Raw genomic sequence first — 23,314 nt, forward strand, 5'->3', positions numbered from 1 at the left:
GCCTCCGGGCCCGGCCGGTGCCGGACCGCGTTCGGGCCGACTTCCCCGTCGACGGCCAGTCGGCGAACTCCACGGTGCTGTCGGCGGCCGCGTCTGAAATCTGTCTAGGGCGCTATCGCCCACTTCAACTGCGCCGGTGCCGACGCAGGGCTTCCCGTGTATTTCGTGGTGTACGCGGGGGCCTTGCCGTAGTCGTCGCCTCCGGTGCCCAAGTACCAGCCGTTCCCTTCGTTCTTGACGAGTTTGGTGCTTGCGTCGTACGACCACTTCAGTTGTGGGGGAGCGGCTGCCGGGTCCCCGTTGTACTTCGTGGTGTACGCGGGGGCCTTGGCGGACGAGGAGTCTCCGCCGCTGCCGAGGTACCAGCCGTTCGCCTCGTTCTTGATGAGTTTGGTGGCGGGGTCGTAGGACCACTTCAGGTTGCCGGGCGCGGACGCGGGTTCTCCCGTGTATTTGGCCGTGTACGTGGGGGCCTTGGCGGAGGAGGTTTCAGTGCCGCTGTCGAGGTACCACCCTGCCCCCTCGTTCTTGATGGGCGCCGGGGAGGAGGCGGCGGTGTGGCCCACGCCGGGGGCCAGGGCCACCATCGTTGCGGCGGCTACGAGGATCGCGGACCGCCGGGTGAGCGGGTGCACGAGCGGGTGCACTGGCATGGTTTTCCTGCCGTTTCTGCGCGTGGTTTCGAGAAGGCGAACGGTTCGCCTCAGAACCGCACTGTCCGCAATGAGCATGAGCCAGCGCCCGTTTGTACACCCACCGGAACCGTTCCCCACCACCGGTTCGTGCATGGGCATACGGCTCGGACGAGTGCGCAGCGGCGGCGCCGCGCGTTCGGGGGCGCCCGGCGTACGCGCGGATGGTGAAGGCAGTCCGCGGCGGTCCCGGCTGCGTGGCGGAGTTTCGACACATGGCCGGGGGACACGCGGAGCGACGGCGGCTATATGCCCGTAGCGGCCGGACGCACGGAGAATCACCTGAGGGCGGATGGACACGGGAAGGTGTGCCGTTCCGTTCCGGACGCCCGGTGACCTCGACTTCGATCTCGACCTGACTTCGACCTCAGCAGCCGGAGGCTCCATGAACCGCTCTGTGAACGGCCCCCAGAGCACCACGATGAACCGGCAGACCGACCCGGGACGCCCGTACGACGTCGTGCTCTTCGGAGCCACGGGGTACGTCGGGGAGCTCACGGCCGAGTATCTGCTGGAGCACGCACCGGAAGGGTGCCGGTGGGCGCTCGCCGGGCGCAGCCGCGCGAAACTGGAGAAACTGCGGGACCGGCTGGCGGCGCTCGACTCCGTACGTGCGGCGGATGTGGCTCTGGTGACCGCGGATGCGGGCGACGAGGCCGCGATGCGTGCGCTGGCCGAGTCCACGCACGTCGTCGCCTCGACCGTCGGCCCGTACATCTGGTACGGCCGGGAACTGGTGGCCGCGTGCGCGGAAGCCGGCACCGATTACACGGACCTCACCGGTGAGCCGGAGTTCGTGGACCTGACGTACCTCCGCCACCACGCGCAGGCCCGCAAGTCGGGCGCGCGCATCGTCCACGCGTGCGGCTTCGACTCGGTGCCGCACGACCTCCTCGCGTACTTCACCGTGCAGCAGCTGCCGGAAGGGGTGCCGCTCACGGTCGACGGGTTCGTGCGCGCGTCGGGGATCATCTCGGGCGGCACGCTGGCCTCGGCCCTGGCGATCGCCTCGCGACAGCGCCAGGCGAAGGCGGCGGCCGAGGAGCGGAGCCGGTACGAACCGCAGCCGTCCGGGCGCCGGGTGCGGGCTCCGCTGGGGGCGCCGCGGTTCAGCAGGGAGACCGGCATGTGGGCGCTGCCGCTGCCCACGCTCGACCCTCAGGTCGTACGCCGCTCGGCGGCCGCGCTGGAGCGGTACGGGCCTGATTTCCGCTACCGCCACTACGCGTCGGTGAAGAGACTGCCCGTCGCCCTGGCCGGGCCGGTCGGCCTGGGAGTGGTGTGGGCGGCTGCGCAGGTGTCCCCCGTGCGGACCTGGCTGATGAGCCGCTACGAGCCGGGGAGGGGGCCGAGCGCGGAGCAGCGGGCGCGCGCCCGGTTCCGGGTGCGGGCCGTCGGCGAAGGGGGCGGTCAGCGTGTGTTCACCGAGGTCACGGGCGGTGACCCGGGCTACGGGGAGACGGCGAAAATACTGGCCGAGGCGTCACTGTGCCTCGCCCTGGACGACCTGCCGACCACCGCCGGGCAGGTCACGACGGCTACGGCCATGGGCGATGCGCTGATCGGGCGGCTGCGGGACGCCGGGTTGCCGTTCCGGGTCTGTCACGCCGACTGACGAGGCGCGCTCCTTCCACCGGCCCACCCCGTTCCACCGGCGGCCGTCAGACTGCGGGTGGAACGGGGTGGAACGGGGTGGAACGGGGTGGAACGGGGTGGGCGCGGTCAAAAGGTCAGCACTGGGGCCGCTTGCCATGATTGGCCGCCTTGCGGCGGGCCCTCTTCTTACGGCGCCGCTTCGAGGACATGTGGCCTCCTCTCCCGTAGATCTTCGACCAATTTATACCGTTCTGGCGTGATCTGCTGGGTGAGGGTGAGGGTGAGGGTGAGGGCGGAGTGAGGGCCTTTACCGGGGCTCAGTAATCGAGGCTCGGGTACCAGTCGCCGCGGCCCTGCGGGGTCAGGTCGAGCAGGTGCCACACAGGGGCCAGGAGGTCGATGCCGCGCTCGTCGATGTCGTCGGCCATGCGGGGGTGGGCGGAGTAGGAATGGCGGACCGTGCCGTCACCGTCGCGCGTGAAGACGGAGACGGTGGAGTCCTGTGTACCGTCCTTGTCCTCGCTGCCCATGTCGTACTTGAAGGTGCTGTCGCCGCAGCTCAGCAGCCGTAGCCGGTGCCAGCCGCGGTTGCGGGCGTGCTGCCGCAGGGCAGGCGGGTCGGCGGCCGCGGCGATGACGAAGTCGGCGTTGCGGGCGATGTGGCGGGCGATGCCGTTGAAGCCGTCGATCCACATGGTGCACATCGGGCAGGGCTCGGTCTGCAGCTTGCCGTACATGAGGTGGTAGACGATCAGCGGGCGGTCCGGAGCGGTGAACAGCCCGCTCAGGGTGACCTCGCTGACCGGTGCGTCGCCGGCGTCCAGGTCGGCGGGGCCTTCGATGAAGGCGTAGTCGTCGACGGGCGGTCCCTGCGGGAGCGTGCGTCGCTGGTCCGCGACCTTCTCCCGGTGGCGCATGAGCTCGATCTCGGCCACGCGCAGCTCTTCGCGGGCGGCGAGGTAGTCCGCTGATTCCCCGGCCAGTCTGGTGTGCCGCAACATCGCGTCCTCCTAGGGTGGCACCCCCCGATCCCCGGCCGGGCGTCGGGCTCTCTGCTGCCGCGTCCCCGAACCAGTGTTTTTAGTTTATGGCGGCTCTAACCTTTGCCGACAGTTGAGCAGCAAGGCCGCTGACCGGCTGTGGTCCGCTCCGGAGCCGCTCACGCAATAAGCAGTACCGGGGCCGCATTCCGCTCCGTAAGGTTCCTGCATGAGCATGAACGTGAGCCTTCGGGGCGATCAGATGGCCGCGCTCCGGTGTTGCGCCGAGCGGGAGGGACTCGACGTGCACGACGTGGTGCTGCTCGCTGTCGACGAGTACCTCGGCACGGCCCACCGGACGATGGTGCGGCAGACGGCCCACGAGCAGGCGGCGAAATGGCGCGAGCTCATGGACCGGCTCAAGTGACTCCGGCCTACCTGACCCCCGAGGACGCCTTGATCGTGGCCGGGTACGCCTGCGCCGACGACACGCCTGTCGTCCTTCGCGACACGGGACAACTGGAGTCCGCCGTGCACCGGCCGTCCGCCGAAATGTACGGGCACGAGGTGTACCCGGACCTGATCAGCAAGGGAGCCGCACTGCTCCAGGCCCTGTCGATCAACCACCCGCTGATCGACGGCAACAAACGCACGGCCTGGCTCGCGTGCGTCACTTTTCTTGCGATGCACGGGGTCCAGCTGCGCCCGGAGATTGACGCTGCGGAACGCTTGGTCCTCGCCGTGACGACAGGGCGGATGCGTGAGGTGGAGGAGATAGCGCAGGGCCTCAGAGCTTTGCTGGAGCCCGACGTGATGCGGTGAGGCGGTATCGGGCCAGGGCCCGATACCGAACGCGGGCTCCGTCCCGTCAGTGTTCCGGGGAAGAGTCGGCAGCGGTGTCGACGCCCAGCAGGCGTTCCGTTTCGGTGACGATGATCGCGGGTTCGGCCGTGGGGACCATGTGGTCGGCCTGCTGTGCAGGGACGTGCCGGCCGCGTGGCGACTGCTGTGCGCGGTATGCATGGGATGCGTTCACGGACTTGCGGGCTTGCGCGCTCATGCCGGGGGTGGGGCGGGTCGCGGAGATGACCGTGACGGGGATGTCGCCGAGCTTCGGCGGGTCGTCGAGCAGGGCGCGCAGGTCCGCCTCGACGGAGGCCTGTTCGGCGCCCATCGTGCGCACGGCCGCGACGGTGAAGGCTTCCGCGCGCATGTCGGCGGCGGCGTCGGGCGGCAGGGCGTTGGTCACCTTGCGGAAGAGGAGGCCGAAGATCCCGAGGCGGGCGAGCAGCATGGCTATGCGGTAGCGGTTCCTCTCCAGCCTGCGGATGGAGGGCTCGAAGAGCAGGTCGCAAGCCTCGTCCGTCGGGTCGGCCAGCACGAGGCCCGCGATCCGCTCGGGCCGGGCCGCCGCGGCCACGCGCACGATCAGGCCGCCCCAGCTGTGTCCCACCAGGACGAAGGGCCCCGGCCCGAGGTGATCGAGCAGGTCGCTCAAGTCATCGGCCAGCCGGGAGAGGTTGCGCCGGCCCGACGGGTCGGAGGCGCTGCGGCCGAGGCCGCTGCGGTCGTAGACCACCGTCCGGGCCGAGCCCGCCACGGCCTGCTGGACGAGCGCCCAGTACGAGCGGGTCGCGGCCAGGCCTCCCTCGAACACCACGGTCGCCGCTCCGCCTCCTGCCGGCCCCGGCTGTTCCATGAAGAACAGCTCGCGGCCGTCACGGGTCCGCGCCGTGCCGGGTGTTCCCTGGCTGTGCTGTCGCTGCATGGTGACCGTCCTCAGAAGCGGATCCGGCAAGCCGTTCGACCGTAGGCGGAGTTAGGTTAGCCTAAGTCGTTGGTGTGTGGCCGGGAAGACGCTGGAACTCAGGCCCGAGGCGGGAGATCCTCGAGACGTTCGCGTGGGCCGAGGTCGTCACGGACCCGGAGACCTGGCCGTCTACCTGATGGAGGTCGGGCCCGACGGGCGCCGCATACGGCACGTCCACCGCCGCCCCGAGCCCGTCGAGCCCGGGCACGGCGGCGGTGATCTCGGCCCCGGTCAGCCGCTCGCCCTTGGCGCGCCCGGACACCGAAATCGTGCCCCCGAGCGCGAACAGCGCGATGTTCACGTTTCCCCCTCGCCACCGTCAGCAGGCGCCAGGTTACGTGCCCCTCTATCGGGCTTCCTCAGCCCCTCGGCTGGGTGAAGCGGATGCGGTTGCGGAACGGGTCGCGGAGGCCGCAGTCGGTTCCGTACGGGCGGTCGGTGGGTTCCTCGGTGACGGGCGGGGGCCCGCCATGGATTCGGCCTGCCGGACGAATTGCGGGAGCCACTCCTCGTAGGAGATCCCGCGCGTGAACTCCAGTGCCGTCTCCGCTTCCTTGCCGATCACCGTGTGGAGCGGGGTGGCGGGGTTCTCCGCGGCGGCGACGATCGCCTCGGCGGCCTCGCGGCCGTCCCCGGCGCCCTCGCCCATGCGGGAGAGGAAGCGCGCGAGCCAAGCCTCGTCCGCCGCGTACGGGTCGTCCCCGGGGGACTCCCGCTTGGCGGCGTTCTCGTGGATCTGCGAGGCGAAGGCGCCCGGTTCGACGCACACCACGCGGATACCGAACGGCTGTACCTCCGCCGACAGTGCCTCGCTCGCGGCCCCGAGTGCTGCCTTGCTGGAGGTGTAGAACCCGCCGTACGGCACCGCCCAGATCCGGGCCGCCAGGGAACTGACGTTGACGATCACACCGCCGCCGCGGGCCCGCATGGCCGGGAGGACGGCGCGGATGGTGCGCAGCGCGCCCCAGTAGTTGGTCTCCATCACCGCGCGCGCCTGCTCGAGGGACGCGGCCTCGACGGCGCTGGTGTAGTAGACGCCGGCGTTGTTCACGAGGACGTCGATCGCGCCGTGCCGTTCCTCGATCGTTCTCACGGCGGTGGTCACGGACGTGTCGTCGGTGACGTCGAGCGTCAGCACTTCGACGCCCAGCCCCTCGGCACGCGCGCGCTCGCGGAGCCCGTCCGCCTTGGCCGGGTTCCGCATCGAGGCGTGGACGCGGTCTCCCCTGCGTGCGAACGCCAGCGCCGTCTCCAGGCCGATGCCGCTGCTGCAACCGGTGATGAGGACTACCGCCACGGCCGACCGCCTGCCTTCCGTCGATGACGCTGAGGTTCCGGATCCGACGGCAGACTACGGGCCGCCCGGGAAGGGCTGCAGCCCCTACACCCCCCTACCCCCTACCCCGGGGGCCGAAGGAGCGCCCCGGTCCCGCAGTCCGATACCGGCCCATCCAGGGCGTGACCGAAGACACGTTCTTGCTGCAACGGGCCTCCTGGAAACGCCGCCCCGGGATCCGGTAGACAGGCTTCCGAAATCCCCGACCCGCCTTGTATCGCGGTGAGTTGGATTGCCGTAGACCTGGCGCGCGCGGCAGCGCGCGCCACCTGACGTACGGGGAGGCGCAGAGACATGAGGCGATTAATCCGCTCCTTAGCGAAGCAACGCGCGAAGCCGCCGACTCACCCTGTGAGAAGGCTGCGACGGCGGCCCGCCGCCTGGCTCACCGCTCTGGTGACGGTCGTCGCATCGGCGGCGATCACGGTCCTGCCGACGGCCCCCGCGCAGGCCGCGCCGCTCCGCAGCACTCCGCTGATCACGTACAACATGCTCGGCGCCACCAGCGGCCAGGACAGCAAGTGGTTCACCACGATCGGCAATTACATCGAGGCCGCCCAGGTCGTGACCCTGCAGGAAGCAGGACCGACGCCACCCGGCGTGCCGGTGCGCATCCACCCCTTCCCGGGGCTGCCGCAGACCGGCCGGGCGGGATTCGTCCAGCACCACCGCTGGGAGTACCACGGGGGGATTTACGAGGTCTACTTCCTGCAGACCGACCGCATGCGCGGGCGCTACGTGGGCGGCCGCAACAACGTCGCCATCGTCACGCGGCAGGGTGCGGACGAGGTGACCGCCGTGCCCAGCCCGGTCGCCGACGGGCGGGCGGCGCTCGGGGTGCGGTTCGGCAACGACTGGTACTTCACCTTCCACGCCCGGCCCACCGGCCGCCAGAACCCGACCAACGAGTCGGACCAGATGCTCGCCCGCATCGCGGCCTTCGTGAACCAGGTCCCGGGCCGGTCGTGGACCGTCGGGGCCGACTTCAACAACGAACCGGGCAACTTCGCCGTTCCGCCCGGCGCCCACCGCTACAACTCCGGCCTGCCCACCCACGAGAACGGCCGCGAGCTGGACTACGTGGTGTCGTCCGCCAACATCCCGGACCATCCCGTGCGGAGGCTCGACGGCGCCTCCGCGGACCACTACGCGGTCGCCGTCGGCGGCATGCGAGCGGGAGGCGAGCCGCACGCCCTGTTCACCAGCCCCCGCCACATCGAGAACATGCAGAGCGGCGGCACGCTGGAGGCCCTGGCCGGCGGCGTGCTCAACGGCATGCCCGCCGTCACCAACCAGCGCCACGGAGGGTTCACCCAGAACTGGGACCTCGAATTCGACGGGACCGGCAGCGTCCGCATCCGGCTCCCCAAACTGAGGTGCCTCTTCCCCCTGATGGACCGCCCGGATCACGGCAAACCCATCATGTACGACTGCGCAGCCGGCAGCCTCGAACGCTGGAGACTCCTCTCGTTCGGCAACGAGCAGTACCAGATCCGCAGCGTCGCGACCGGACTGTGCCTGGACGCGGGCACGGCGACCACCCCGCGGGACACCGACCACCTCGAGCTGGCCGCCTGCAAGGCGAAGAACAGCCAGCACTGGCTCCTCGCTCCCTCGGCCGGCACCGACCACAAGGTCAACTTCGACGGGAACGACCTGTACATCGCCCACCCCGGCCCCTTCGGGCTGGAGAACGTCCGGACCGGCCGCATGCTGGCCGGCGAGCCCCGCGGGCTCAGCGGCACGCGCGTGCGCGCCTACCCGCACCGCACCCGGCCCACTCCCAACAAGGAGAAGTGGGTCCCCGAATGGATCGAGGCCGGGCGACTGCGCATGCGTGACGCGGCGAGCGGCCTGTGCGCCGAGACGGACGGGACCGTCCCGAACAACGGGCTCCTCGGTGTCGACCTGAGGGCCTGCAACGGTTCCGACGCCCAGACCTGGCGCGTGGAGCCGGCCGGCGAGAACACCTTCCGGCTCCGCAACGCCCGGCGCACCGGCGACGACGCCGAGGCCTGCCTGGACGTCGACGCGTTGTCCGCCCCCACCGGCAGGGACATCGTCAACACCACCCTGTGCGAACGCGACCGCGACTCCCAGCGCTGGTTCTTCGCACCCTTCGACGCCTCCGCCGGGCCCGACGAGACGGGGGACTGACGCCCTGGGCCCTCGCTGATGCCCGGCGGCCGGCGAGGCTGCCGGGCATCAGCCTTGTGTACCGTCTTCGGCGTCCCTGGTGACTTCCTCCACCACGATGTCGATGATCCTGTCGCGCTCCTCCGGCGCGGTCCGGCCGTCCGCCGGCAGCTCGATCCGTACGCGGCGGGCGATCACTGACCGCGACGGGGAGGGTGCCCTCGTGCGCAGGTCCTGGTAGATCGTCCACGCCAGGGAGGCCACGCTGACGATCAGTGAGCCGAGCGCGAACGGATCGACGTCGAGGTACTGCCCCGAGCCCGCGCCCCCTCCCGGTCCTGTCCCCTGTCCTGTTCCCGGCCCTGCTTCCCTTCCCGTTCCCGCACCCCGTACGTGCAGCGCCGCCTCGACCTGGGCCTCCAGGTGCGCGCCGTGCGCGGCGGTCATCCGCCGTGCCGCTGCTCGTGCTCCCCGGCCGGCCGGGTTCTCCGTCGCCGCCGTCGCTGCCTGCTCGCTCATCGTCTCTCCTCCGAGCCGTGTGTCTCGACCCGCTGACGTACGTCAGCGGGCAGGGGGGTGCCGGTGACGCGCGCCCAGCACTGTTCCAGTGCCGCCATGCCCAGCCGTTCGGCCAGGCGTGCCAGGTCGCCGGGGCGCGAGCCGGCCGACGGATGCGGGAAGCGGTCGAAGAGGGTCGCGGACCGGACCGCCCACTCCAGGGCCTCGCCCATCCTGCCGCGGGACGCGGCCAGCCCGCTCATCTCGTGGTAGGTGAGCGAGATGGAGCGCTTGTCGCCCAGCGCCTCCTCGATGGTGAGGCACCGCAAGTACCACTGCTCGGCCTCGTCCAGCCGCCCCTTCGCGCGCGCCACCCGGCCGAGGTCGCTGCACGTGCCGGCCATGCCGGACCGGTCGCCCAGCTGCTCCTCGATGGCGAGGGCTTCGCCGTACCACTGCCCGGCTTCGTCCAGCAGGCCTCCGCCCATCGCCAGCAGGCCGAGCTTGTGGCACAGGCGGGCCCTGCGGCGCGGGTGTTCCGCCGCCTCCTTGGCCGCGCGGAGCCGGTGGTACCACTGCTCCGCCTCGTTCCCCCGGCCCCGCAGCACCGCGACCACGCCGAGGTCGCTGAACAGGTCCGCCATGGCGCGGCGGTCACCCGCTTCCTCCGTGACAGCGAGGGCCCGGCGCAACCACCGCTCGGCCGCCTCCCACTGTTTCCGCTCCTGCGCCGCGAGACCGAGTTTGCGGTACGCCTCGGCCTCGGCGGACGGGTCGCCCGAGCCCTTCCTGAGGCCGAGGGCCCGGCCGAACCACTGCTCGGCCTTGTCCAGCCGTCCCCGCACCTGAGCCAGCTTGCCCAGCTCGTCGTAGGCGGTCGCGAGCTGTTCCCGGGGAGGCTCACGATGTGCCCTGAGCATCGTGAGGATCTCGGTGTGGACGGCCTCGGCGGCGTCGAACCGGGACTGGATCTGCAGCATGCCCGCCTGTAGTCGCGCGACCAGCAGCCACAGCTCCCCGCCGGGGTGGCCGAGCAAGGGCGCGGTGCCGTCCGGTCCTTCGAGGGCCAGCCTGGCGCGGTCGCTCCACGCGAGGATCTCCTCGCTCAGCCCGCTGCGCTGCCAGTAGAGGTACAGGGGCTGGATGAGGAACTTGGCGTTGATCCACAACTGGCCGGCCAGGGAGTGCCCCAGCAGGCGGCCCAGCGTGCGCAGGTGCAGTCCGAGGGTGCGGTAGGCCCGTGAGGCGCCGTCGGCGTGCAGCTCCTGGCGCAGCCACTCCGCGAAGCCGGTGACCGCGAACAGCATCGCGTCCTCGGCGTCGGCTCGCTGCGCCGCGTAGGTCGCGGGGTCGTCGGCGCGCCACCGTTCGGTGAGGTAGGCGGGCAGCGCGGGGTGGGTGCGGTACATGCCCCGGCCGAGCCCGGTGAGCAGTCCCACCTGGGCCGCCCGGTTCAGCACCGTGTCCCATCCCCGGCTGTCGACGCCGCGGAAGCGCTGCGGGGTCTGTTCATGGCGGGAGAACTCGGCCAGCACCCGGGCGTCGGCGACACCCTGGAACAGGCATACGGCCGCCAGCAGCCGGCGCTCCACCGGGTCGAGGTGGGCGAGGGAGTAGCTGATACTGGCCGGCAGGGACGTGGTGCGGTCGCCGCCGGGCGGCGCGGGCAGGGTGGTGCCGCCGTGCAGGCCGGACAGGAGCGCGGCGGGGTCGGTGGTGTCCAGGTGGGGCAGGATCAGCCGCATGCTCAAGGGGTGGCCGTCGAGCCATTCCAGCAGTTCGGCGAAGGCGCGGTCGGCGCGGCGCGGTGCTGCGGCGGGGAACGGCTGCAGCACGTGGTCGGCGTACTCGACGGCTTCGTCGTGGGAGAGGCCGCCGACGGTGACGCGGCGCAGGTCCCCCAGCCAGTGTTCGGGCGTGCGGCTGGTGACCAGGACGACGCTGCGGCCGCCGGCGGCGACCTCGGTGAGGAAGTCCTTGAGCTCGCCGCGCGCGGCGTCGTCCAGCGGGGGAGTGGCGCCGGCGGGGTCGGGCATGGACGCGACCGACTCGAAGTTGTCCCAGACCACCAGCAGCCGGTGCTCGCGCAGCAGGTCGCGCACGAGCTCGCGGCGGGTGGCCGCGTTCTGCCGGGCGAAGTCCGCTCCGTACGCGCGCAGGCCGATCGCCGAGACCACGCCGTCCAGGCCGAACGAGGCGACGCCGGGCTCGAAGGAGTGCCAGATGACCCACTCCGGCCGGCCGACGCCGCCGGTGTCGCGCCACCAGCGGCCGAACGCCTTGGCCAGCTCGGTCTTCCCGGTTCCTCCGGGACCGTGCAGGACGACCACGCGCCGGTTGCGGGCCGCGGCCTCCAGGGTGTGGAACAGCGCGTCGCGGCCGACGAACTCGCCTTCGGGGGCCAGCGGATCGTCCCGCTCGCCGGGGCCGCGCTCGCGCAGCCGGTCCAGGGCGGCCTCCAGTGACGGCTCCGGCCGGGCCGACGCGGGCGCGGACTGCAGCTCGGGGAAGCGGACCTCGCGGCGCAGGTAGTGCACCGGGACCGCCCAGTCCTCCAGCGGCAGCTCGCCCTTCGGGCTCGGCCGCCCCGGGCGCCGGGCCATCTGCGCCCGTCCCGCGCGCACCGCTTCGCCGATGGTGTCACCGGCGAACAGCCGCTCGTAGAAGGCCGTCATGAACTCGGCCGCCGCCACGGCGTACACGCTGTAGGACATGGCCACCACCGCCGAGGCACCCCCGGCGAGCAGCCGGGTGGCCACGGCCGCCTCCAGCTGCTTGCCCACCGCCCCGGACTGGCAGGCGTTCAGCACCACGACCGGCACGCGGGCGTCCGCCAGGACGCGGGCGATGCGGTCGGCCCCGACGTGGTCCGCGCCGCCGCCGGGCTTCTCGAAGACGAGCACGCCCTCGTCCGTCAGCGCGCCGTGCCCGTCGAAGTGCACGATCTGGAACGGCGCTCCGGCGTCGCGGGCCGCCCGCAGCCGTTCGGCCAGCGCCTCCAGCGTCGGCGGCCGCAGCACTTCCACCTCGACGCGGCCGCGCACCGCCTCCAGGCGGCGCAGCAGCGGGCGGGCGATCATCCGGTAGCCGACGTCACGGGCGCCGTCGGGCCGGGAGATCACCATCAGGACGCGCAGCTGCCGGCCGCCGACGTCGAAGGCGTTGCCGAGGTTCGCCGCGGGCAGGCCGCGGCTCAGCCCCACCCCGTCCAGCGCCAGCGGCGTGGGCAGGCGCGGGTCGCACAGCAGCTCCCACGGCAGCCCCAGCCAGGCCGGCGCGGCCGAGCGCAGCACGATCTCGGTGGAGCCGGGGTGAGTGGCCCGGGTGCGCACCTGGACGTAGGCGTCGCGGGCCGGCCCCGCGCCGAACAGGGCGGTGAACATGGCCCGGCCCCAGACGGGCAGCCTGCCGGCTATCCGGCTGCCCCGGTCCTCGTACACGCCGAAGGGCGCCCGCAGGTAGTCCTCCAGGTACCAGCGCAGGTCCTCCAGTTCGTCGGAGGCCAGCGGCCACTTCAGCGTCGTCGGCTCGCCCACGGGGCCCGGAAGGTCCCCGTCCAGCCACGCGGAGACCGACGCGCGTCCCGACGCGTCGAGATCAACCAGCAACCGGTCCGCCACTGCGCATCAGAGCCCCTCTCGAACCCCTGCTCTCACACCCTGCCGACGCGAACTTACCCATGCCGGGGGCCGGATGCTGCCGCAGTGGCCGGATCAGGGGTGTGAGGGGACCGACACGGGGGCCTTCCTCGCGGGCATGCAGGAGGCCGGGGCTGCGTTGCCGGCGGCGGCCGGTCTACGGAACGGACGCGCCCACCACCTCCTGGCCGGGCTCGCGCCGCGTCGCGTCCAGCCGGTCGAGGAACACCGTGGTGATGGACGCGAGCGGTTCGGCGTTCGTGCGCCGCACCTCGAAGGTGCAGCCCTCGGCGTCGCCCGCCGCGGCCGAGGTGCGCTGGGCCGCGGCGTGCGGCACACCGGTGTACCCGGCCAGGGCGGCGGCGATCACGTCACCGGAGTACAGGCACAGTTCGGGCGCGCCGGCGGCGGCGCGCCCGTCCCCGACCACCCGCTGCGTCGCGCAGAAACAGCTCCCGGGGTCCGTACGCACCAGCGCGGCACCCCCGGCCGTGGTGCGGGCGTCGCGCACGAGGGCGGGCACGTCCATCCGCCGTCCCGTGGCGAGCAGGGCCCGGCTGTGGGCGGCCAGGCGGCCGGCCGCCTCGGCGAGCGGCACTTCGCCGCCTCGCTCCCGGCGCAGGCTGCCTTCCTCGAAGTAGCGCGGCCACAGCGCCATGGCCTGGGTGACCGACCATGCCCAGTACATCTCCTCGGGCGACACCTCACCGTTTCCGAAGGCGAAGTTGAACTGGTCGAAGAGGGCGGGCTCGGTGAGGCTGTCGATGAGTCCGGACGCCAGGCAGGTCCGGTAGTCCGCGGAACCGGGGATCGGGTAGAAGGGGTTGGTGTAGAACCGTACGCTGGCCAGTGCGCAGTTCACGGAGTCCTGGGCCATGTCGGCGAGGGTCTGGCCCGGGAGGCCGACGATGAGCGAACCGTTGACGTCGAGACCGTGCCGCCGGAAGAGCGAAGCCCCGGCGGCCACCTTGGGGAGCGAAGTGAACCCCTTGCGCATGCGGCGGAGCCGGGCGGCGTCGGTCGTCTCCAGACCGAAGAAAAGGCTCTCGAAACCGGCGGCGACCATGTCCGCCACGAGTTCGTCGGAGAGCTTCAGCACGGTGATCCCGTTGGGCAGCCGCAGTTTCACCTCCAGCTGCCGCTCCCTGATGATCCGGCATATCGAACGGACCCGGTCCATGTCGAAGGTGAAGTTGTCGTCCTCGATAAGGAATCGGTGCACTCCATATCGGTTGACATAATGCTCGATTTCGTCGACGACGTTTTCTGGGGACCGCGCCCGGAACTCCTTGCCCACGGTGGCGTGCACGGTGCAGAACGTACAGCTGAAGGGGCAGCCGCGGCTGGTGATGAGCGTGGTCGTCCCGTCGTAGCGGGAGAAGTCGAGCTGATCGGCGGCGGGCTGCGGAAGGGCGTCGAGATCGGCGGCGAACGGAGTCCGCGGACGGATGTGCGGGGCGCGGCCCGGCTCCGTACACCCGCAGAACCCCTCGCCGCACCGGAAGGCGATCCCCGGCAGCCGGTCCAGGCGGCGGGCCCCCGCCAGCTCCGCGACGAGCGGGCCGACCGTCGCCTCGGCCTCGCCGAGCACCACGACGTCGATCTGAGCCTGGGCGGACATCGCCTCGCGCCGGATGCTGCTCGCTCTCGGCGCCGTCCTGCGCGCCGGCTGCTTCCTCCTGTGGGTGCTCGCACCGTCCTACCCCGCCTTCGTCGCCGGGGTGTTGCTCTGGGGGGCCAGAGCCTCGGCCGCGAGCTATCCACGCCTACTGGGACGCTCCCGCGTCGGCGCCCTGGCCGCCAACGTGTTCGCCACGCTCGTGGCCACCCCGCTGCTCGCGGTCGGGCACTACGTCCTGGTGGAAGCCCTCAGCGTGGCGGTCTGCGCGGCCACGGCCGGGGCGGCGCTGTGGGGAGCCGGGGAGCCGGGGAGCCGGGAAGCCGGTCTGAGTCCGGAGCTTCCCCATGGCCCGGCCACGTGATGCGGGCATGGCACTCGTCGCAGAGCTGAGCGCACCTGCATAGCCGTCGCACCTGGTCACGGGACGTATGACGGTTGTAGCCGCAATCGGATCAGCGTGCCATCGTGGGTGCCATGGACGGGAACCGGCACGGGCGCGGGCACCGGCATGGGCACGGGGAGGGGTTGCGGCACAGGCTCGGCCACTTCCTCACCCCGCACCGCCATGAAGCCGTGGACAAGATCGACGCAGCGATGGAGGCATCCCGGGAGGGCATGCGCACGCTGTGGCTGTCCCTCGGGATCCTGGGGGCCACGGCGGTCGTCCAAGCGGTGATCACCGCACTCTCCGGGTCGGTGGCACTGCTCGGCGACACTCTCCACAACGCCGCCGACGCACTGACCGCCGTACCGCTGGGCATCGCGTTCGTGCTCGGACGACGGGCCGCCAACCGCCGCTACACCTACGGATACGGTCGCGCCGAGGACCTCGCAGGCGTCGCGGTCCTCGTGACCATGGCAGCCTCGTGCGCCCTCGCGGCGTACGAGGCCGTCGACCGGCTCCTGCACCCCCGCGACGTCACGCACCTGTGGGCCGTGACCGTGGCCGCGCTGGCCGGCTTCATCGGCAACGAGTTCGTGGCCCGCTACCGCATCCGCACCGGCCGGCGGATCGGCTCGGCAGCCCTGGTCGCCGACGGCCTGCACGCCCGCACCGACGGCTTCACCTCCTTGGCCGTCCTCCTCGGCGCCGGCGGCGCCGCCCTGGGCTGGCGCCTCGCCGACCCCCTCGTGGGCCTGCTCATCACCGCCGCGATCCTCCTCGTCATCAAGGACGCCGCCCGGGAGGTCGGCCGACGCCTGATGGACTCCGTCGAGCCGGAACTCGTCGACAGCGCCGAGAACGCCCTGCGCGGCGTGGACGGCGTGCGCGGCCTCGGGCAGGTGCGCATCCGCTGGGTCGGGCACTCCCTGCGCGCCGAGGCCGACATCGTCGTCGACCCGCACCTGACCGTCGTCCAGGCCCACCGCCTGGCCGTCGCCGCCGAACACGCCCTGATCCACGCCATACCCCGGCTGACCGCCGTGACCGTGCACACCGACCACACCCCCGTCGGCAGCGACCCGCACGCGCCGCTCGCCCACCACGGCGAGTGGCGGCCGCTCACAACGTGATCAGCTCGGTGACGTTCTCGTCGAGGATCGCGGTCGCCTGGGCGTCGGGCAGGCCCGAGTAGCGGACGTAGCTGGTGGCGGCCAGGAACTGCTCGGCGGCCTGGTACGGGAAGTCCGTCCCCAGGACCAGCCGGTCGGCTCCCAGCGACTCCACGGCCGCCCACAGCGCCGGCACGTGTCCGTGTCCCACCGTGTCGTACCACATGCGGCGCGCCGCGAGGCTCGGCTTCTCCGCGATGTCCGGCGCCTCCCAGAGGTACTGGTCGTCCGCCCGGGCCAGCACCATGGGCAGCGCTCCACCCAGGTGCGAGATCACGATCTTCAGCCGGGGGTAGCGGCTGGGGACGCCGGCCAGGATCAGGTGCATCACCGCGACGGTGTCCTCGACGGGGGCGCCGATCGTCCACGTCAGACGGTGGCCGGCGATCAGCGGCGACTCGGCTCCGGTTCCCGCGGGGTGTACGTACAGGACGCTGCCGCGCCGGTCCAGTTCCGCGAAGACCGGCTCGAACGCCGGGTCCGCCACCGAGCGGCCCAGGACCGACGTCGTCGTGCACGCCCCTGCCATGTTCAGCTCGTCGAGCGCTCGCGCCAGTTCCTCCAGCACGGCGTCCGTATGCGGAAACGGCAGCGCGGCGAAGGCCCGGAACCGGTCCGGCCAGCGCCGCACCACGTCCGCGTAGAGGTCGTTGGCCGTACGGGCGGCACGTACAGCGTGTTCACGGTCGGTGAAGTGCGGTGACTGGGGCGTGACCGACAACACCTGCAGCGTGATGCCCGCCGCGTCCATGAGCTCGAAGCGCGCCTCCATGTCCGCGTCCGAGACGCCCGCACCGAGGCCGCGCTGCGTTGCGGTGTCGCTCTTGCCGTACCCCTGGAGCAGATCGAGGTAGGCATCCGTCCATGCGTGCGCGTGGATGTCGATCGCCATGGCGGCCCTCTCATGAAACCCAAGAAGCCCCCGGCCCCACCCGACCACCGTAGGCGCATTTCACGTGAACGGCGATCGGGAGTGAGGGGCGGCGCGCTAGCTTCTGACGGCCGGCTGCGGGACCGGTCCCGGCATGCCGCCTTCGCGGGGGCGCCGCTTCCCCCGCAGGGCCAGCACGGCACAGACGACGGCCATCGGGGCGGTCATCAGGAGGGTGACCGGTGTGGCCTCAAGGCCCGCGCCCTCGGACAGCAGGATGCCCGAGATCAGGGAGAGGACCATGTTGTTCCCGGCGTGGGCGAGGCTGACGACCCAGACGCTCCCGCTGCGTACGTACAGCCAGGCCAGGAGCGCCTCCTGGAACTGGAAGGAAATCGTCCAGGCCAGCAGACCGATGAGGACGTCGGAGAATTCGACGTAGCCGACGAAGGCCAGCGGGTAGTGCCAGGACGCCCAGATGAGACCCGTGATGACGGTCGCCTTCGCGGACCGGCCGGGGGAGAGGCGGGGGCGCAGGTAGCTGGTCCAGCCGAATTCCTCGCCGCCGTAGACCGGCGTCAGGAGCGGCAGGACGAGCATGAGCACCACGATGAATGCCCACGCGGGCATGCCGCCGGCGAATTCCCGGAGCGGGGTGAAGTCCGGGGTCCACAACCCCAGTGCCGCCGCCAGCCCCATGGTGGCGGCCGTCAGCGCCAAGGGGCCGAGCCAGGCCAGGAGGTAATAGGGCCAGGCACTCCGCAGCCGCAGGCGCAGGCCGGAATCGGCGAAGCCTTCCCTGGTGACCCAGCGGCGCACCACGGTCGCCGCTATGGCCGGCATGAGGCCGAAAGGCAGCTGCACCAGCGGATTCACCAGCGACAGGCCGCACACGAAACGGGCTGTGAAGACGTAGGCCCAGCTGGCCCCGAAGCAGATGACGAGGAACGCCGCCACCCCTTTCCTTCTCGTCCTGTCGGCTTCCGGCAGCAACGCCTGCGATGCCATGAATGCATCCCCGCTTTCCTGATGTTGCGATGTCGTCTGCAGTGCCCGGCAACCTTCGCCGGGCAGGGGCGGCCGGCACATCCCGGTAGCGGGGGAATCCGTATCTGGCTCTTGCGGGGGAGGTTCCGGCAAGACGCCGGTGCGATACTCCGGGGCGTGCGCACGCTCATACCGCCGCGTTCCACCGCGGATTCCTGCAAAGTCCGGCTCTCCGGCCGGCTCTCCAGCCGGTTCTCCAACTGGCTTTATGCGTTTCTCGGCGTCGCCGTCGGCCTGCTGCCGTTCGTGGTGGCGGTACCGGTGGTCGCAGCGACGACGGCCGGCCTGCCGAAACCCGTCCGCGCGGTTCTCCTCCTGGTGCTCTGGGCGGCGCTGTGCGCAGCCGCGGGCCGTTCGCGCTTCGCCCGGTCCGCGTCCGTCCGGCTCGCCAACCGCCTGCTGGGTACGGCTCTTCCGGCACCAGGCACCGACGGGCCGCCGCACCGCCTGCGTACGGGAGCGTGGCTGACCCTGCACGCACTGCTGGGCGGGGCAACCGCCGCCGCCTGCGGCCTGCTCCTGATGGCGGCCGTCGCCCTGCCCGCCGTCTGGCTCAGGGGCGGGGACCGGATCACCTTGCTCGTACCGGTGGACGTGGCCGGTGGCGGGGCAGGGGCGTGGACGCTGCCGGCCGCCGCCCTGCTCGCGGTCCTCGCCTGCTGCGTGGCCGAGGGCACGAGTGCCCTCTTCAGACGGCTGGCTTCACCGCTGCTCGGTCCGCTTCCCGCCGAACGGCTCGCCGCGCTCGAAGGGCAGGTGCGCGTGCTGGCGCAGCGGAACAGGATCGCCCAGGAACTGCACGACTCCATCGGCCACACCCTGACCGCCTCCACGATCCAGGCCGCGGTGGCCAAAGAGCTTATGGACACCGACCCCGCCGCCGCCCGCCACGCCCTCACCGGCCTGGAGGAGGTCTCCCGCGCGGCCATGGACGACCTTGACCACGTCCTCGGCATCCTCCGAGAGGGCCGGGCCTCGACCTCGCCGCCTTTCTCGCTGACCGACCTGCACGCGCTGGTGGACCGGGTGCGTCGGACCGGGACGGAGGTCGACACCGACATCACCGGCGATCTGGCGGCCGTACCGGCGACCGTGTCCCGGGAGGCGTACCGGATCGTCCAGGAGGGCCTCACCAACGCGCTGCGCCACGGCGGGCGGTCCGCGCCCATCGGCCTGCGGGTGGCGGCCACGGCGGCGTGGCTGGAGGTGGAGGTGGCCAACCGGACCCACCGGGCGCACGCCCGCCGCCGCAGGAGCGGACAGGGCGTCACCGGCATCACCGATCGCGTACACCTGCTCCGCGGCGAGGTCTCCGTGGGCCCCGACGCCTCCGGCACCGGCTGGCTGCTCGCCGTCCGCATCCCGCTACGGTCGACGCCATGACCATGACTACGACCATGACTACGACCACGACCGCTGCCGGCACCGCCGCCGTCACCGTCCTCGTCGCCGACGACGAGGAACTCACCCGCACCGGCCTGCGCACCTTGCTGTCCGCCCGGCCGGGCCTCGACGTGATCGGCGAGGCCGCCGACGGCACCCAGGCCCTGGCCCTCGCCACCGAACTCCGGCCCGACGTCGTACTGATGGACGTACGCATGCCCGGGATCGACGGGATCGAGGCGACCCGCCGGCTGCAGGCCGCCCTCCCCGAGCCGCCCAAGGTCGTGGTGATCACCACCTTCGAGAACGACGAGTACGTCTACGACGCGCTGCGCGCCGGTGCGAGCGGCTTCGTCCTCAAGCGGGCGTCCTCGGAGCAGATCGCCCACGCCATACGCCTGGTCGCCACGACGGACTCCGTCCTCTTCCCCGACGCCGTCCGCAGACTCGTCGCAGCGCGGCCCGCGCCACCGCCCCGCCCCGCGCGCGGCGTCCCTGCGCTCACGGGCCGCGAGGCCGAGATCCTCCGCCTCATGGCGACGGGCCTGTCCAACCCGGACATCGCCGGCCGCCTCGTCGTCAGCCTGGAGACCGTCAAGACCCACGTGAGCAACCTGCTGGCCAAGCTGGGCGCCCGGAACCGCACGCAGGCCGTCATCCTCGCCTACGAGTACGGGTTCGTCGTCCCCGGTGCGGGAACCCCCGCGGGCGTCACGGCTTCCCTCTGATCGGATTGCGGTGCCGGTCGCAGTTCCGGTTGCCGCGCCGGTGCGGCCTTCGGTTCCCACAGCTTGGTGGTCCGTACGTAGCCGTAGATCACTGAGGTCATCGCCAGAATGAGAAGTGGTCCGGACACCCACGGATGCCCGGCCATCTCCATCGGCAGATAGCGATAGGACATCAAGAGCGCAGCGAAGACCGCTGCGCCGTAGGCGACCAGCTGGAGTCCCGCCCGGTCCCAGCCCCGTTCCTGCGAGCGCAGCGCGGCCTCGATCGTGAGCGCGAACACCACGCCGGCGACGAGATCCACGCCGTAGTGGTAGCCGAATCCCAGCGTCGCGCTGAGCGTGGCAATGAGCCAGAACGCGCCTGCGAATCGCAGAATCCTCGGGCCCTTGCGGGAATGAATGAAGATCGCGGTAGCCCACGCCGTGTGGAGGCTGGGCATGCAGTTGCGAGGGGTGATCGCGTCGTACGGCACCGGGTGCGGGGTATTGATCGGCGGCAGGGTGTCCGGCCAGAGGTCGGCCACCGCCCATTGCACGCCGCCGGTGCCGGAGGTGCCCGGGCCGTAGGCGAAGATCGGTCCGACCACGGGGAAGATCATGTAGATGGCCGGCCCGAGGAGGCCGATCACCAGAAAGGTGCGCACCAGGTGATGGCTCGGGAAGCGGCGCTCGGCCGCCACGTTACGCAGCTGGTACAGCGCGACGACGACCGCGGCCACCGCGAGTTGTGCGTAGACCAGGTCGAGAAGACGGGTGCTGATCGGGCCGGTGGCCTGGAGGATCCGGCCTGCCAGCCACGACGGGTTGCCCAGCGCGTGATCGGCGGTGGCCAGGTACGGGTCGAGTACCTCCGAGCGGGTCTTCGCCGTGATGAGCAGCCAGGTGTCGCCGGTCTTGCGGCCGGCCACCAGCAGCAGGCCCAGGCCGACGGCCTTCAGCAGCAGGACGCGTTCGCGGCCGGTGCGGCGCGTGACAGCGATGACCGCATAGCCCAGCATCACCCACAACGCGCCGTTGCCGAAGAAATGGCCGTCGAGCGTCTCGGCGTCGACCGCCCACCGAACCAGCACGAAGACGGCGTCGATGCCGATCGCGGCTCCGGCCGCGATGAACCGTTCCCGCCAGGTGAGGACCACCATCATCAACGCCAGACCGCCGTAAAGCGGTCCCGGTTTGGGGGCGAATATCACCTCTCTCGCCTGGTTGGTCATCGGCCCCGGCTGGCCGGTGTAGTGACGCGCGGCGATCTCCAGCGTGATGAGGAATCCGAGGGTCACCACACCCGCCGTGGCCCACAGGATCGCCCGTGGTTGACGCCACGCGGCGAACGGAATTCTGCAGCTTATTCGCGAAAACACCCGGCGATACTATAGGTATCGATCGTTAACCGATTTGTAGGCTTTAGCTAAAGGGTCGGTTATCGCGGGCTACCAGTGGACGGGCAGCGTCAGCAGCCCTCCCCCGGGGAGCCGGTCCGTGCGCCAGGGCAGGGTGCGGAGGGGAGCCGCAGGGGTCCTCGAAGTGGGCGGGGTCGCGGTTGGCGGCCCAGGTGAGCGGCATGACGCTGTCGCCGCGCCGGATCCGCGTACCGCCGAGCCGGAAGTCCTCTCGTGCCACGAGGACCCGGAACAGCAGGGCAGGTGTCTGGTAGCGGATCAGCTCCTGGACGGCGTTCGGGATCAGTTCCGGCTCGGCGCACAGCGTCCGCAGCTGATCGGGATGGTGCAACAACCGCCACAAGGACGCCGCGAGGGCGCTCGCGGCGGAACCGGGCGCTGTCCCGGGCCGGGACGCCGAGCAGCTCGCAGATCACGGCGATCGGGAGCGGGAAGGCCAGGTCCGGCACCAGGTCCCCGGGCGGGCCCGTCTCCTCGAGGGCGTCGAGGAGCTCGTCGGTCAGCTCCTGGATGCGGGGGCGGAGTGCGGCGACCCGGCGGGCGGTGAGCGGTTTGGCCGCCAGGCGCCGCAACTGGGCGTGCGGGGGGCCGTCGAGAAGGAGCGTGCGGTCACGCAGGACTCCCTGGCTCATCGGACCGGCCGCGCCCAGCTCGGGGGCGGCCGCACCGGTATCGCGCGCCAGCAGGGGATGGTGCAGTGCCGTACGCACCTCGTCGTATCCGGTGACGGCCCAGACCAGGTCGCCGCCGGGCAGGCGCATCCGAAAGACGGGGCCTTCCGGCAGGGGCGGCGGATCGCCTTTGAAGTCCTGGACCGGGATGTCGTAGGCGTGCGCCTCGTCGTCCACCCTTGCCCCCTTCACCTTCGGCAGGTGCCTGGTGGCGCCACGGACACGGCTACCCGACACAAACCTTGCGCACTCCGGTGCGGGCCCGGGATTTCCGGTGACACCTGCGGTGACGCCTGCGGAGCGCTGATCCCGCCGCTACTCGACTACTCGACTACTCGATGACGAGCTCGACGGGGATGTTGCCGCGGGTGGCCTTGGAGTACGGGCAGACCTGGTGGGCCTGCTCGACCAGGCGGGTGCCCGTCTCGCCGGCGAGGCTGTCCGGGAGCTCGACGCGGAGGACGACGGACAGGCCGAAGCCGGAGTCGTCCTTGCCGATGGAGACCTCGGCGGCGACCGAGACGTCCTTGGTGTCGACCTTCGCCTCGCGGCCGACCAGGCCGAGGGCGCTGGCGAAGCAGGCCGCGTAGCCGGCGGCGAAGAGCTGCTCGGGGTTGGTGCCGTTGCCGTTGCCGCCGAGCGGGGCCGGCATGGCCAGCGGGAGGTCGAGCTGCCCGTCCGAGCTCACGGCACGGCCTTCGCGGCCGTTGGCGGTGGCGACGGCGGTGTACAGCGCATCCATGGGAGGTCCCTTCGATTGGTTCGAGCGGGCGGTGGCCGGCCCGGCCGCCGCACACAGGTAATAGTTGCACACGATTAAGTTGTGCGCAATTAAATAGCGGTGCGGATACCCTGGGGACATGACCACCCCGCTGCCCTTCCCCCTCCCGGACGACGCGGAGCTGCTCCGCCTCGATCACCAGATCTGCTTCTCGCTGAACGCCGCGGCGCGGGCCTTCGGAAGCGTCTACCGCGACGCACTCAAAGATCTCGGCCTGACCTATCCGCAGTACCTGGCCATGCTCGTCCTCTGGGAGGAGCCCGACGCCCAGCCCGTCAAGGCCATCGGCGAACGGCTGCGGCTCGACTCCGGCACGCTCTCCCCGCTGCTCAAGCGGCTGGAGGCGGCCGGCCTGGTGGCGCGCGAGCGCAGTGCGGAGGACGAGCGCTCGGTCGTGGTCCGGCTCACGGAGGCGGGCGAAGCACTGCGCGAGCACGCGCTGCCCGTGCCCCGCCGGATCGTCACCGCGACGGGGCTGTCGCTCGAGGAGGCCCTCACCCTGCGGGCGCTGCTGGAACGGCTCACCGGGAACCTCGATGCGGCGCAGGGCGGGGGCCGGTAGCGGGGCGGGGGCG

The 23,314-nt window shown here is 71.5% G+C and carries 22 protein-coding genes and 2 pseudogenes; 9 read left to right on the forward strand and 15 right to left on the reverse strand.

The window, feature by feature from the left end; genetic code table 11:
* Positions 1-104 precede the first annotated feature (104 nt).
* Positions 105-653 carry an RICIN domain-containing protein gene (locus tag FGW37_RS28990; RefSeq protein WP_179083774.1) on the reverse strand — a complete coding sequence of 183 codons (549 nt, stop codon included), beginning with the start codon at positions 651-653 and terminating at the stop codon, positions 105-107.
* 460 nt (positions 654-1,113) lie between these two features.
* Here FGW37_RS28990 and FGW37_RS28995 point away from each other — a divergent pair, with 460 nt between their 5' ends.
* A complete protein-coding gene (locus FGW37_RS28995; RefSeq protein WP_179084962.1) occupies positions 1,114-2,307 on the forward strand; it encodes a saccharopine dehydrogenase family protein in 1,194 nt (397 codons plus the stop codon).
* A 115-nt stretch (positions 2,308-2,422) separates the two neighbouring features.
* Here the strand turns inward: FGW37_RS28995 and FGW37_RS34320 are convergent, their stop codons facing one another.
* Positions 2,423-2,497 carry a hypothetical protein gene (locus FGW37_RS34320; RefSeq protein ID WP_467343482.1) on the reverse strand — a complete coding sequence of 25 codons (75 nt, stop codon included), beginning with the start codon at positions 2,495-2,497 and terminating at the stop codon, positions 2,423-2,425.
* A gap of 108 nt (positions 2,498-2,605) precedes the next feature.
* The gene (locus FGW37_RS29000) at positions 2,606-3,289 is read right to left on the reverse strand and encodes a DUF899 family protein (RefSeq protein WP_179083775.1); all 684 of its coding nucleotides are present in this window, start codon (positions 3,287-3,289) and stop codon (positions 2,606-2,608) included.
* Positions 3,290-3,497: 208 nt separating this feature from the next.
* On the opposite strand from FGW37_RS29000, the gene FGW37_RS29005 reads away from it, so the two are divergent.
* Positions 3,498-3,695 (forward strand): CopG family transcriptional regulator, encoded by a 198-nt coding sequence (locus FGW37_RS29005; RefSeq protein ID WP_179083776.1) that lies wholly within the window; start codon positions 3,498-3,500, stop codon positions 3,693-3,695.
* Positions 3,692-4,090 carry a type II toxin-antitoxin system death-on-curing family toxin gene (locus tag FGW37_RS29010; protein WP_179083777.1) on the forward strand — a complete coding sequence of 133 codons (399 nt, stop codon included), beginning with the start codon at positions 3,692-3,694 and terminating at the stop codon, positions 4,088-4,090. The genes FGW37_RS29005 and FGW37_RS29010 overlap by 4 nt, the downstream gene beginning before the upstream one ends.
* A gap of 46 nt (positions 4,091-4,136) precedes the next feature.
* Here FGW37_RS29010 and FGW37_RS29015 read toward each other — a convergent pair whose 3' ends face one another.
* The 4 genes and pseudogenes from FGW37_RS29015 to FGW37_RS33535 all read right to left on the reverse strand — a co-directional run.
* Positions 4,137-5,036 (reverse strand): alpha/beta hydrolase, encoded by a 900-nt coding sequence (locus FGW37_RS29015; protein WP_179083778.1) that lies wholly within the window; start codon positions 5,034-5,036, stop codon positions 4,137-4,139.
* Between the two features lie 61 nt (positions 5,037-5,097).
* Positions 5,098-5,379 (reverse strand): hypothetical protein, encoded by a 282-nt coding sequence (locus FGW37_RS29020; protein ID WP_179083779.1) that lies wholly within the window; start codon positions 5,377-5,379, stop codon positions 5,098-5,100.
* Positions 5,380-5,437: 58 nt separating this feature from the next.
* A pseudogene (locus FGW37_RS33530) lies at positions 5,438-5,530 on the reverse strand (VOC family protein); the annotation flags it as partial.
* 272 nt (positions 5,531-5,802) lie between these two features.
* Positions 5,803-6,375: pseudogene (locus FGW37_RS33535) on the reverse strand (SDR family oxidoreductase); the annotation flags it as partial.
* A gap of 390 nt (positions 6,376-6,765) precedes the next feature.
* On the opposite strand from FGW37_RS33535, the gene FGW37_RS29030 reads away from it, so the two are divergent.
* The gene (locus tag FGW37_RS29030) at positions 6,766-8,571 is read left to right on the forward strand and encodes an RICIN domain-containing protein (RefSeq protein WP_179083781.1); all 1,806 of its coding nucleotides are present in this window, start codon (positions 6,766-6,768) and stop codon (positions 8,569-8,571) included.
* 48 nt (positions 8,572-8,619) lie between these two features.
* On the opposite strand, the gene FGW37_RS29035 is transcribed toward FGW37_RS29030, so the two are convergent.
* From FGW37_RS29035 to FGW37_RS29045, 3 genes are all read right to left on the reverse strand, one after another.
* Complete coding sequence (locus FGW37_RS29035) at positions 8,620-9,069, reverse strand: hypothetical protein (protein WP_179083782.1); 450 nt, start codon at positions 9,067-9,069, stop codon at positions 8,620-8,622.
* Positions 9,066-12,668, reverse strand: coding sequence for a CHAT domain-containing protein (locus tag FGW37_RS29040; protein WP_179083783.1), 3,603 nt, complete (start codon positions 12,666-12,668; stop codon positions 9,066-9,068). The genes FGW37_RS29035 and FGW37_RS29040 overlap by 4 nt, the downstream gene beginning before the upstream one ends.
* A 175-nt stretch (positions 12,669-12,843) precedes the next feature.
* Positions 12,844-14,307: a B12-binding domain-containing radical SAM protein gene (locus FGW37_RS29045; protein WP_179083784.1), complete on the reverse strand. Its 1,464-nt coding sequence runs from the start codon at positions 14,305-14,307 to the stop codon at positions 12,844-12,846.
* Between the two features lie 13 nt (positions 14,308-14,320).
* On the opposite strand from FGW37_RS29045, the gene FGW37_RS29050 reads away from it, so the two are divergent.
* Together FGW37_RS29050 and FGW37_RS29055 are read left to right on the forward strand one after the other, a co-directional pair.
* Complete coding sequence (locus FGW37_RS29050; protein WP_179083785.1) at positions 14,321-14,668, forward strand: hypothetical protein; 348 nt, start codon at positions 14,321-14,323, stop codon at positions 14,666-14,668.
* Positions 14,669-14,781: 113 nt separating this feature from the next.
* Complete coding sequence (locus FGW37_RS29055; RefSeq protein ID WP_179083786.1) at positions 14,782-15,822, forward strand: cation diffusion facilitator family transporter; 1,041 nt, start codon at positions 14,782-14,784, stop codon at positions 15,820-15,822.
* On the opposite strand, the gene FGW37_RS29060 is transcribed toward FGW37_RS29055, so the two are convergent.
* Together FGW37_RS29060 and FGW37_RS29065 are read right to left on the reverse strand one after the other, a co-directional pair.
* A complete protein-coding gene (locus tag FGW37_RS29060; RefSeq protein ID WP_179083787.1) occupies positions 15,812-16,753 on the reverse strand; it encodes an amidohydrolase family protein in 942 nt (313 codons plus the stop codon). The two genes, FGW37_RS29055 and FGW37_RS29060, sit on opposite strands and share 11 nt — an antisense overlap.
* A gap of 96 nt (positions 16,754-16,849) precedes the next feature.
* Positions 16,850-17,740 carry a CPBP family intramembrane glutamic endopeptidase gene (locus tag FGW37_RS29065; protein ID WP_179083788.1) on the reverse strand — a complete coding sequence of 297 codons (891 nt, stop codon included), beginning with the start codon at positions 17,738-17,740 and terminating at the stop codon, positions 16,850-16,852.
* A 156-nt stretch (positions 17,741-17,896) separates the two neighbouring features.
* On the opposite strand from FGW37_RS29065, the gene FGW37_RS29070 reads away from it, so the two are divergent.
* Positions 17,897-19,162 (forward strand): sensor histidine kinase, encoded by a 1,266-nt coding sequence (locus tag FGW37_RS29070; protein ID WP_246430615.1) that lies wholly within the window; start codon positions 17,897-17,899, stop codon positions 19,160-19,162.
* 14 nt (positions 19,163-19,176) lie between these two features.
* Positions 19,177-19,890 (forward strand): response regulator transcription factor, encoded by a 714-nt coding sequence (locus FGW37_RS29075; RefSeq protein WP_179083790.1) that lies wholly within the window; start codon positions 19,177-19,179, stop codon positions 19,888-19,890.
* Here FGW37_RS29075 and FGW37_RS29080 read toward each other — a convergent pair.
* The 3 genes from FGW37_RS29080 to FGW37_RS29090 form a co-directional block, all read right to left on the reverse strand.
* Complete coding sequence (locus FGW37_RS29080; protein ID WP_425506668.1) at positions 19,827-21,191, reverse strand: phosphatase PAP2 family protein; 1,365 nt, start codon at positions 21,189-21,191, stop codon at positions 19,827-19,829. The two genes, FGW37_RS29075 and FGW37_RS29080, sit on opposite strands and share 64 nt — an antisense overlap.
* A gap of 100 nt (positions 21,192-21,291) precedes the next feature.
* On the reverse strand, positions 21,292-21,630 hold the full coding sequence (locus tag FGW37_RS34255; protein ID WP_425506612.1) for a cytochrome P450: 339 nt from the start codon (positions 21,628-21,630) through the stop codon (positions 21,292-21,294).
* A 659-nt stretch (positions 21,631-22,289) separates the two neighbouring features.
* On the reverse strand, positions 22,290-22,700 hold the full coding sequence (locus FGW37_RS29090) for an organic hydroperoxide resistance protein (RefSeq protein ID WP_179083793.1): 411 nt from the start codon (positions 22,698-22,700) through the stop codon (positions 22,290-22,292).
* A gap of 118 nt (positions 22,701-22,818) precedes the next feature.
* Here FGW37_RS29090 and FGW37_RS29095 point away from each other — a divergent pair, with 118 nt between their 5' ends.
* Positions 22,819-23,301 (forward strand): MarR family winged helix-turn-helix transcriptional regulator, encoded by a 483-nt coding sequence (locus tag FGW37_RS29095; protein WP_179083794.1) that lies wholly within the window; start codon positions 22,819-22,821, stop codon positions 23,299-23,301.
* Positions 23,302-23,314: the final 13 nt, after the last annotated feature.

Source organism: Streptomyces rectiverticillatus, from assembly GCF_013394065.1.
Taxonomy (GTDB): Bacteria; Actinomycetota; Actinomycetes; order Streptomycetales; family Streptomycetaceae; genus Streptomyces; species Streptomyces rectiverticillatus.